Here is an 8,598-nt window from a genome sequence, read left to right on the forward strand (position 1 = left end):
TTCAACCCATGGCGTCCTTCTCTTTCGGGCCTACCTGCCGGTAGTTTCCTTCCAGCGTGGTTGCGCCGTTCGCTCCCGCGCAACCACAAGGAGATTGCCCTGTGTCGGACTCAGGTACTTCCCTGTTTCCCGAAGGACTGGTGCTCTTTTCGCTCAAGGGTGCAACTTACGAAATGCTCGAAGACCTGGGCCCAGGCCACCATGGCGAACGCGTCCTATCCGCCATCCAGCGCACCAAGAACCAAGGGGTCCGCCGGGTCATCCTCAAAGCACTGCCGCTGGCTGATTCCAACCCTGTCTTGAAAGCGGCACGGAAGCGACTCGATGAAGAGATCCAACTGGCCACCTTCCTCCGCCATCCGAACATTGCCTGCATCCATGGGATGCACAAAGCCAAAGGCACTCTGTTTCTCATTACAGAGGCTGTCGACGGCTTCTCGTTGAATACACTTCTTGAAGTCGCGACAGCGAAGGGGAGCGCCTTCCCTGAATCCTTCATGCTGTATGTCGGGGCCAAGATCGCGGGGGCCCTGGCACACGCGCACACCTGCCGGACCGCGGAGGGGGCGCCGCTGAAAATCGTCCACCGGGCGATTGCCCCGACACGTATCCGAGTGACCTTCGATGGACAGGTGAAGCTGACGGACTTTGGCGTGGCGTCTGCACGACTTCCCGGCCAGCATACCACTCGCCGGCCTGGCGCCCGGGGCGAAGTCTATTGGGCTGCACCAGAGTCCTTGTTGGGCCAACCCGAGGACGCTCGCTCGGATCTGTTCACGCTGGGATTGGTCCTGCTGGAGTTCGCCACTGGCAAACACCTGCTCAGCGCATACGACCTGCTGCTCAAGGAACTCTGGACACGGGTCCCAGAGGAAGCAACGGAGCAACTGAGCAGTGCCATCGCACGAATGAAGAACGCAACCGGCGGGATAGACCCGGAGGAAACGATATTGCGTGCGGCGACATTCACTCCGGCGGATGTAGAAGCGGCAACACAAGCGCTGTCCGAACCCACGCGGGCTGTCTTTCGCAAGCTACTGCGGCGTAACCCGGATGAGCGGCATATGTCCGCGCTGACACTTCAAGACGATTTAACGAGGGTTCTCCGGGCGCGAGGGAACTACACCGCCAGGATGGCATCGCAAGAGATCCAATCGGCACTGCGAGGCGCCGGACAAGCGATGGCCGAGGATGAGGTGGGCCCGAAGCTCCTGAGGCACCAAGATTTCATCACGACCGAACCAAGCCCGGTATGAACCGCCTCTCAACAACCGGTGACCTTGAACAGGATCGTGTTCAGTAAAATCGGAATGACTCTTCTCCAGAACGACAGCCTTAACATTGCAATCGACGTTTCTGCGCTCAGCCACATCCTCAAGGATCACGAATCGATGCAGCGCTTCGCTGCAATGATTGAGCGCCGAAACTCACATGTATTCTTGTCAAAAACGGCGGTAGCCGAGTTCTTGGCTCGCCGAAAAACCGAGTCGCGCGAAGGCGCGTGGCGGAGCCTTTTTTCGCTCGTCCAGACATGCGGACCTAGAATAAACCATTCGCTCATGTTTCGAGACTTGGCAACAGCCGAGGTCCAATGTCTACGGACACGGCCGCCGGTTTACAGCCAGGGTTGGAGTACCCTCCTGAAGGCTGGAGAGCAAGGGCTGCCCCAACTGGTTGATAAATCAAGCGGGCTATTTGACGCCATGCGGAAAACGAAATCCGGCCAGCATGCGATCGACTCTGACTTGAATCACAAGAAGAGACAGGAGCACAGAGAAGGGCTCAACGACTACATCGTCGAGCAGGTCTGCAACTCGACACCACCAGAGGTGAGCAATCCGATTATCGCGGGCCTAGTTCAGGCATCCAATGGTACGGTTTCGGCGGTCGAGATTATACACAACTCAGTCCGATATAGGGCAACGCATCTGCTTGCGCAGCTTACACATAGGCACCTCCTGACCGCTTTTGCAGAGAACTGGGGAACGGATCCTCGCCGAAACCTCGTGCTTGGCGGATGGCGCCATAGAGATTCCAACACATGGAACGACATGCTCATCTCCGCAGAGAGCGCCTACTCCCAACTCTTTATAACTGACGATGATCGTCAAAAATGGCGATGCGAATTTCTTCGAGATTTGGGACTGGTGCCGTTTCAGACCGTAACGACTTCGGAATTCCTCGGCAATACGACTTAATGGCAATCCCGAGCCCAAGGGTCGAACACGGCACACCAGTTGCAAACCCGTCCCGGTTCCGCGCTTCCAGTAATAGGCCCCACGACGATTGCACCGACAGGTTCCCGCCCAACCGTGGCTAAGCGCTGAAGTGCATAGAGTCGCGATACTCAAGCAGGACTCCACCTTCAACGTCGTTGTCACTGGGCGCCAAATATGACTGCTCCCCCGCCCCTCATTCTCAACGTCTTTGCACCTGCGCTCGTAAGGAATGACAGCCGTACACTCGCTGTCGTCCGCGGCGTGGAACTGGCGCTACCCGGCTTGCGACTGGAGTGGGAAATAGACAAAGAAGGGCGCCCCATTGAGGTACCGCAACGCGAAGCTTGGCTCGCGGAGACAGCAACACGCGGAAAGCTCCCGTTGCTATGCAACGGCGACGAGAGCTACCCCGTAACCATCTCCGGGATGCAGCGGTTCGCCAGCGCGAGCGCTGGCGGTCAACCGCAGTTCCAGGTTCATGCGAAGCTGCCCCTGGACACGGCCGTCATCGCGGCAGCAGCGGATGTACTGGTGGCCGTGGCGGAGGGCGCACGCGCCTACTGGGGACAAGCGACGCCGGACGAGGCCGCGGGGGACATCGCGTATCAGACAGCCCCCACACGGGAAGGACCACCCTCCCCTCCCCGGGGATTGCCCGCCCTGAAGCTCTTCGAGCACATTCGCTCGCCCGAGATTCCCTATTACCTCGGGTGGCTGAACTACTGGTCGGAGGCCTCCGCACGGGCCATCGGGTTCCCGGATCCTGCTCGTGACACCGGATTGCTCTCACGTGCGCGGCGCACGGCGACGGGCGGGTGGATCGTGCAACTCACCGAGACCCCACTCAACCTGGACGACCCCGCCCACCTGGAAGCGCTCAAGCAGGCCTATGAGCGCTTCCCTGAAATCGGCGGGCGCTAGGGATTGCCGCGTCCGCCGGACGCGCCGTAGATCTGCCCGGTGGTGTAGCTGGCCTGGGCGCTGGCGAGCTCCACGTACACGGACGCGAGCTCCGCGGGCTGGCCGGGGCGTCCCATGGGCGTGTTCTCCCCGAACTTGACCAGGTTCTCCTGCGTCTGGCCTCCGCTCACCTGCAGCGGCGTCCAGAACGGACCCGGCGCGACGCCGTTCACCCGGATGCCCTGCTTCGCCAGCTGCTTCGCCAGGGCCTTGGTGAAGATCATGATGCCGCCCTTGGTCATCGCGTAGTCCAGCAGGTTCTCCGACGGGTCGTACGCGTTCACCGACGTGGTGTTGATGATGGCCGACCCCGGCTTGAGGTGCGGCACCGCCGCCTTGGTGATCCAGAACATCGCGTAGAGGTTCGTCTTCACCGTCCAGTCGAACTGCTCGCTGGTGATGTCCAGGATGGAGTCCTGCGTCGCCTGCTTCGCGGCGTTGTTGACCAGGATGTCCAGCCCGCCCAGCTTCGCCACCGCGTCCGCGACCAGCTTCTTGCAGACCGCCTCCGTCCGGATGTCCCCGGGCAGCGCCACCGCCTTGCGCCCCTCCGCCTTGATGAGCGCCACCACCTCCTGCGCGTCCGGCTCCTCCGCCGGCAGGTAGTTGATGGCCACGTCCGCGCCCTCGCGCGCGTAGGCGATGGCGGCCGCGCGGCCAATGCCAGAGTCCCCGCCGGTGATGAGCGCCTTGCGGCCCGCGAGCCGCCCGGAGCCCCTGTAGCTCTTCTCCCCGTGGTCCGGCCGGGGGTTCATCTTGCTCGCGAGCCCCGGCCACGGCTGCGACTGCTTGTCGAACGGCGGCTTCGGATACAGCCCCACCGGGTTCTGCAACGGCTGCGCGGGCACGGCCGCCGTCCCCGCGTCCGGAGCCGCCGCGGCGGGCGTCGTGGCGAACACGGCGGCGATGCCCGTCGCCAGTCCCCCGACAATCTGACGGCGTGAAGGCGCGTTGCTGTTGTCATCCGATTCCATCGTGTGGCTCCTGGGCTTTGGGGGAAGGCGTCAGGACCTAAGCGGGTCCGGGTGCCCCAGGGTGAAGCCATTCACGCCAACGGACGGCTGGGAGACACCCCGGCCCGCGCCGGGCACGACGAATGTCTGACACCGCACGCCGGCCGCTCCGCCCCTCTGCTGAAGGCCGCCGGACCGGCGGCCCCTCCGCCCCGGCGCCAGGCGCGGTTGTCCCCACGCGCTCCGGGCCCAAGGTTCGCGGGAGTGCCTGACGCCAGGCCAGGAGGAACCATGGCGAGTTCACGAACGACGACGGCCCTGCGGGAAATCCGCTCCCGGGGAGAGGAGTCCTGGGGGGAGGTGCGTTCAGGGCAATGGAGCAAGGCCGCTTCGGCCGTGGTCGCTGGCACGCTCATGTCCCTGGGCCTGAGACGCCGCTCCCTCGGGGGCACGGTGGTGGCCCTGGCCAGCGGCGCCCTGCTCTACCGGGGCCTGCAAGGCCGGAAGGCACACCGCCCGGCGGCGGGCAGGGAGACACGCCACGGGCACGCCGTGGAAGTGGAGCACACCCTCACCGTGCGTCGTCCGGCGGAGGTGCTCTATCGCCTGTGGCGTGAGCCCTCCACGCTGAACCTCCTGATGGTGGACTTCGCGCAGGTCACGACCACGGCCGACGGTGCAACGCATTGGGAGATCCAGGAGGCGCTGGGACGCACGCTGAGCTTCGACTCGCGCGTGGTGGAGGACCACCCGCCGGAGCTCATCCTCTGGGAGTCCACGAAGGACAGCGCGGTGAAGACGCAAGGCTGGGTGCGCTTCCGTCCCGCCCCAGCGGACTTCGGCACGGAGGTGACGCTGCACCTGGCCCTGTCACCTCCGGGAGGAGTGGTCGTGGAGGCGCTGGCGAAGCGGATGCGCGCCATCCCGGCCATGCGGGCCATGAAGGTGCTGCGCCGGTTCAAGAGCCTGGCGGAGACCGGGGAGATTCCCACGCTGGACCACAACCCTTCCGCTCGCGTGCGCGCGGACTGACCCAGGAGGAGGACGAAGCCATGCGAGCCCTTTGCTGGAACGGCGTGAACGACCTGCGGGTGGAGACCGTCCCGGATCCGGAGATCGTCAACCCGCACGACGCCCTCCTCCGCGTCACCATGTCCACCACCTGCGGCTCCGACCTGCACTTCATCGACGGCTACCTCCCGACGATGAAGGCGGGCGACATCATCGGCCACGAGTTCATGGGCGAGGTCGTGGAGGTGGGGCGCGACGTGAAGAAGGTGAAGAAGGGGGACCGCGTCGTCGTGCCCTCCTTCATCGTCTGCGGCAACTGCTGGTACTGCGACCACGAGCTCTGGTCGCTGTGTGACAACACCAACCCGAAGCCTGAATACCAGCAGGTGGCGTTCGGCTACCCCACGGCCGGCATCTACGGCTACACGCATGCCTTCGGAGGCTACGCGGGCGCGCACGCGCAGTTCGTCCGGGTGCCCCACGCGGACAACGACTGCTTCCTCGTGCCCCCGGGCCTGCGCGACGAGAAGGTCATCTTCCTCTCCGACGCGGCCCCCACGGGCTACATGGGCGCGGACTTCTGCGGCATCCAGCCGGGAGACACCATCGCCGTGTGGGGCGCGGGCGGCGTGGGCCTGATGGCCATGCGCAGCGCCTGGCTGATGGGCGCCGGGCGCGTCATCGCCGTGGACCGGTTCCCGGAGCGCCTGGCCATGGCGGAGCGGTTCACCGGCGCGGAGACCGTGGACTACAGCCAGGTGGAGAGCGTGGTGGACGTGCTCCGGGAGATGACCGGAGGCCGCGGTCCGGATGCGTGCATCGACGCGGTGGGCATGGAGGCCCACGGCACCGGGCCGGGCTACGCGTATGACCGGGCGAAGCAGGCCCTGCACCTGCACTCGGACCGGGGGCAGGCCCTGCGCGAGGCCATCCTCGCCTGCCGCAAGGGCGGCACGCTGTCCGTGCTGGGCGTGTATGGCTTGATGGACAAGTTCCCCTTCGGCGCCATCATGAACAAGGGCCTCACGCTGCGCACCGCGCAGCAGCACGGGCAGAAGTACATGCACCGGCTGCTGGACCACGTGGTGAAGGGCGAGCTGGATCCATCGTTCCTCGCCACGCACCACTTCTCCCTGGAGGACGCGCCCAGGGGCTACGAGTTCTTCAAACAGAAGAAGGATGGCTGCGTGAGGGCCGTGTTCACTTCTTGAGCGGCGCGCGCCCGCGCTGAGAGGCAAGGCCTAGCAGCTGGTGCAGACCGGCCGGATGACCTGCCAGCTGCCGCAGCCGTTGTCGCCGCAGCACGTCTGGTAGAGCGTGCCGGCGCGGCCGTAGGCGCCCGCCGGCCAGCTGCCGTCGCCGCCCACCTCGCGGCACGCGGCGCAGGTCGAGGACCAGACGTACCGGTCCGCCACGTACTGGCCCACGGCACAGCTGGGCGTCTTGCCGATGCCCTGCTCCACCTGCGCGGTCTCGTCGACGGGCGCCGTTTCCTGCTCGGACGCCGGACCACAGGCGGAGAGGAGGCCCACGGAGAAGGTCGTCAAAACCAAGGCGCGGATCATGTTTCGCATGCGGGAGGCTCCAGGTGGCGGAGGCGGAAATGCCTCGCACCCGAAGTCCCGCAGAAAGCGATAGCCCGCGCAACACCGGCGTCTGTCTTCGCGCCCCGCTGTTTCTTTCCTGCCCGGGTGCTGGCAATGACTCTCTTTCGTCCGCCATGCGTCCTTGACGGCGCCAAGCGTCCACTCCCCGGCAGAACCCCGCACGCGGCGCCGCCGCGCCCGTGCGAGCGCCCTACCCTCCGCACGCACCGGACGCGGCAAGGGTGCCGCGCCACGTGAAGGGGAGACGAACGCCATGGGCATCAGCAAGGGCAGTGCGCAGTGGAACGGCGGGTTCAAGGACGGCACGGGGACGATGAAGCCCGGCCACGCCACGGACGTGCCGTTCTCCGTGGGCACCCGCTTCGAGGGGCAGCAGGGCAGCAACCCCGAGGAGATGATTGGCGCGGCGCTCTCCGGGTGCTTCTCCATGGCCCTGTCGGTGGGGCTGGAGAAGGCGGGCCTGAAGCCCACGCGCATCCAGACGAACGCGGACGTGCACCTGGACAAGCAGGCTGACGGCTTCGCCATCACCACCATCGAGCTGACCTGCGAGGCCACCGTCCCCGGCGCCAACGACGCCCAGTTCCAGAAGATCGCCGAGGACACCAAGAAGGGCTGCCCCGTGTCCAAGGCGCTCGCCGGCGCGAACATCACGCTGAAGGCGAAGCTCGTGGCCTGACCGCCGGCCTCAAGCGCCGGCGCACGCGTCCCGGCACTCCTGCCGGCACGCGACGACCTCCGGGGTGTTGCCCACGCAGGTCGAGTAGCACTGGCTCAGGCACGGCGTGAGCGCATGCTCCGCCGTCCCGGGCTGCTCCCCGGCGGGCTCCTCCACCGGGTCTTGATCCACCGGGGCGGCCTGCTCCGGAGGGCGATCCGCGGGCCCACAGGCCGACAACAGCCACCCCACCGCGGCCAGCGCCATCACCCATTCGCGCCTCATCCGTCACCCCTCCGCTGGAAGCTGAAGGCCCGCAGTGTAGCCTGCGAAAGGCAGTGGAAGAATCCGGCCCCGTGGCCGATTCGCCCAGAGGGAGGTCTTTCTCGCAGGTGGGTGAGACGGACGACGTCACGGACGCGGTTCGGCGCGCGACGCAGGGGGAGTCGTCCGCCTTCACCGAGTTGTACCGGCGCACCCGCCCCCTGGTGGCCCGCCTGGTGGCGGCGTTCGGCACATTGGATCCCGACGAGGCGGAGGACGTCCTCCAGGAATCCTATGTGCGAGCATTCCGGGGGTTGGCCCAGCTGAAGTCAGCGGGAGCCTTCACCCCGTGGTTGCTGACCATCGCGCGCAACCGGGCGCGCACGCGGCTGGAGCGCCGGACGCTGCTCCAGCGGATGGAGGAGGAAATGGTGGACCCGACACCGGAGACGGTGCCGGCCCTGCCACCCATGCTCCAGGTGGAGCGGGACATCGAAGTGGTGCGGCAGCTCATCGCGGAGCTGCCCGAAGGCGAGGAGAAGAAGACCGTGCAGCTCTTCTACATCGAAGGTCAGCTCTCCGCGCGGGAGATCGCCGAGAAGCTCGGCGTGGGCAAGAGCACGGTCACCATGCGGCTGGAGCGGTTCCGTGGGCGCATCAAGCGCGAGCTCCTCCAGCGGGTGCTCGCCGGACGGTGGGAATAGGCATGCGACACCTGGATGCCACCGCGATGGCCGAGCTCACCGCGCGAGACCCCGCCGCGGTCGCCTGGTTCCGTGAGCACCTGGCCTCGCCCTGCGAGGTCTGCGAGACGTTCCTCGCCACGCACGCGGACGCGCTGGATGGGCACACGGACGCCCTGCTCCTGGCGCTCGCGCCCGCGAAGCCTGAAGCAGACGCCCCCCTCATCCCGCTGCGCCCCGCCC

The 8,598-nt window shown here is 66.1% G+C and carries 10 protein-coding genes and 1 pseudogene; 8 read left to right on the plus strand and 3 right to left on the minus strand.

Translation table 11 applies throughout. From position 1 onward, the window contains the following. The first annotated feature begins 101 nt into the window (after positions 1 to 101). From D7X96_RS29705 to D7X96_RS29710, 3 genes are all read left to right on the plus strand, one after another. On the plus strand, positions 102 to 1,256 hold the full coding sequence (locus D7X96_RS29705) for a protein kinase domain-containing protein (protein WP_120551384.1): 1,155 nt from the start codon (positions 102 to 104) through the stop codon (positions 1,254 to 1,256). 36 nt (positions 1,257 to 1,292) lie between these two features. Next, positions 1,293 to 2,198, plus strand: a complete 906-nt coding sequence (locus tag D7X96_RS39690) for a hypothetical protein (RefSeq protein WP_147468431.1) — start codon at positions 1,293 to 1,295, stop codon at positions 2,196 to 2,198. Between the two features lie 195 nt (positions 2,199 to 2,393). Further along, on the plus strand, positions 2,394 to 3,140 hold the full coding sequence (locus D7X96_RS29710) for a DUF5953 family protein (RefSeq protein ID WP_121771296.1): 747 nt from the start codon (positions 2,394 to 2,396) through the stop codon (positions 3,138 to 3,140). Here the strand turns inward: D7X96_RS29710 and D7X96_RS29715 are convergent. Further along, on the minus strand, positions 3,137 to 4,153 hold the full coding sequence (locus tag D7X96_RS29715) for an SDR family oxidoreductase (RefSeq protein WP_120551382.1): 1,017 nt from the start codon (positions 4,151 to 4,153) through the stop codon (positions 3,137 to 3,139). The two genes, D7X96_RS29710 and D7X96_RS29715, sit on opposite strands and share 4 nt — an antisense overlap. Before the next feature lie 270 nt (positions 4,154 to 4,423). Here D7X96_RS29715 and D7X96_RS29720 point away from each other — a divergent pair, with 270 nt between their 5' ends. Both D7X96_RS29720 and D7X96_RS29725 read left to right on the plus strand, forming a co-directional pair. Next, positions 4,424 to 5,164: an SRPBCC family protein gene (locus D7X96_RS29720; protein WP_121771297.1), complete on the plus strand. Its 741-nt coding sequence runs from the start codon at positions 4,424 to 4,426 to the stop codon at positions 5,162 to 5,164. Positions 5,165 to 5,184: 20 nt separating this feature from the next. Next, positions 5,185 to 6,354: a zinc-dependent alcohol dehydrogenase gene (locus tag D7X96_RS29725; RefSeq protein WP_121771298.1), complete on the plus strand. Its 1,170-nt coding sequence runs from the start codon at positions 5,185 to 5,187 to the stop codon at positions 6,352 to 6,354. Positions 6,355 to 6,384: 30 nt separating this feature from the next. On the opposite strand, the gene D7X96_RS29730 is transcribed toward D7X96_RS29725, so the two are convergent. After that, entirely contained in the window at positions 6,385 to 6,717 is a 333-nt protein-coding gene (locus D7X96_RS29730; RefSeq protein ID WP_147442900.1) for a hypothetical protein, read from the minus strand. Between the two features lie 286 nt (positions 6,718 to 7,003). Here D7X96_RS29730 and D7X96_RS29735 point away from each other — a divergent pair, with 286 nt between their 5' ends. After that, on the plus strand, positions 7,004 to 7,429 hold the full coding sequence (locus D7X96_RS29735; RefSeq protein WP_121771299.1) for an OsmC family peroxiredoxin: 426 nt from the start codon (positions 7,004 to 7,006) through the stop codon (positions 7,427 to 7,429). A gap of 9 nt (positions 7,430 to 7,438) precedes the next feature. Here the strand turns inward: D7X96_RS29735 and D7X96_RS29740 are convergent, their stop codons facing one another. Further along, complete coding sequence (locus tag D7X96_RS29740) at positions 7,439 to 7,693, minus strand: hypothetical protein (RefSeq protein WP_121771300.1); 255 nt, start codon at positions 7,691 to 7,693, stop codon at positions 7,439 to 7,441. Positions 7,694 to 7,800: 107 nt separating this feature from the next. Between D7X96_RS29740 and D7X96_RS29745 the strand changes: the two genes are divergently transcribed. Both D7X96_RS29745 and D7X96_RS29750 read left to right on the plus strand, forming a co-directional pair. Continuing rightward, on the plus strand, positions 7,801 to 8,376 hold the full coding sequence (locus D7X96_RS29745) for an RNA polymerase sigma factor (RefSeq protein ID WP_121771301.1): 576 nt from the start codon (positions 7,801 to 7,803) through the stop codon (positions 8,374 to 8,376). A gap of 2 nt (positions 8,377 to 8,378) precedes the next feature. Next, positions 8,379 to 8,598: pseudogene (locus D7X96_RS29750) on the plus strand (hypothetical protein); the annotation flags it as partial.

Source organism: Corallococcus interemptor (assembly GCF_003668875.1).
GTDB classification, from domain to species: Bacteria; Myxococcota; Myxococcia; order Myxococcales; family Myxococcaceae; genus Corallococcus; species Corallococcus interemptor.

What these genes read in the sequence shown, in the direction of transcription:
- D7X96_RS29715 (WP_120551382.1), bottom strand. Translation starts at nt 4,153, where the DNA reads ATGGAATCGGATGACAACAGCAACGCGCCTTCACGCCGTCAGATTGTC.
- D7X96_RS29740 (WP_121771300.1), bottom strand. Translation starts at nt 7,693, where the DNA reads ATGAGGCGCGAATGGGTGATGGCGCTGGCCGCGGTGGGGTGGCTGTTG.
- D7X96_RS29735 (WP_121771299.1), top strand. Translation starts at nt 7,004, where the DNA reads ATGGGCATCAGCAAGGGCAGTGCGCAGTGGAACGGCGGGTTCAAGGAC.
- D7X96_RS29730 (WP_147442900.1), bottom strand. Translation starts at nt 6,717, where the DNA reads ATGCGAAACATGATCCGCGCCTTGGTTTTGACGACCTTCTCCGTGGGC.
- D7X96_RS29720 (WP_121771297.1), top strand. Translation starts at nt 4,424, where the DNA reads ATGGCGAGTTCACGAACGACGACGGCCCTGCGGGAAATCCGCTCCCGG.
- D7X96_RS29710 (WP_121771296.1), top strand. Translation starts at nt 2,394, where the DNA reads ATGACTGCTCCCCCGCCCCTCATTCTCAACGTCTTTGCACCTGCGCTC.
- D7X96_RS29725 (WP_121771298.1), top strand. Translation starts at nt 5,185, where the DNA reads ATGCGAGCCCTTTGCTGGAACGGCGTGAACGACCTGCGGGTGGAGACC.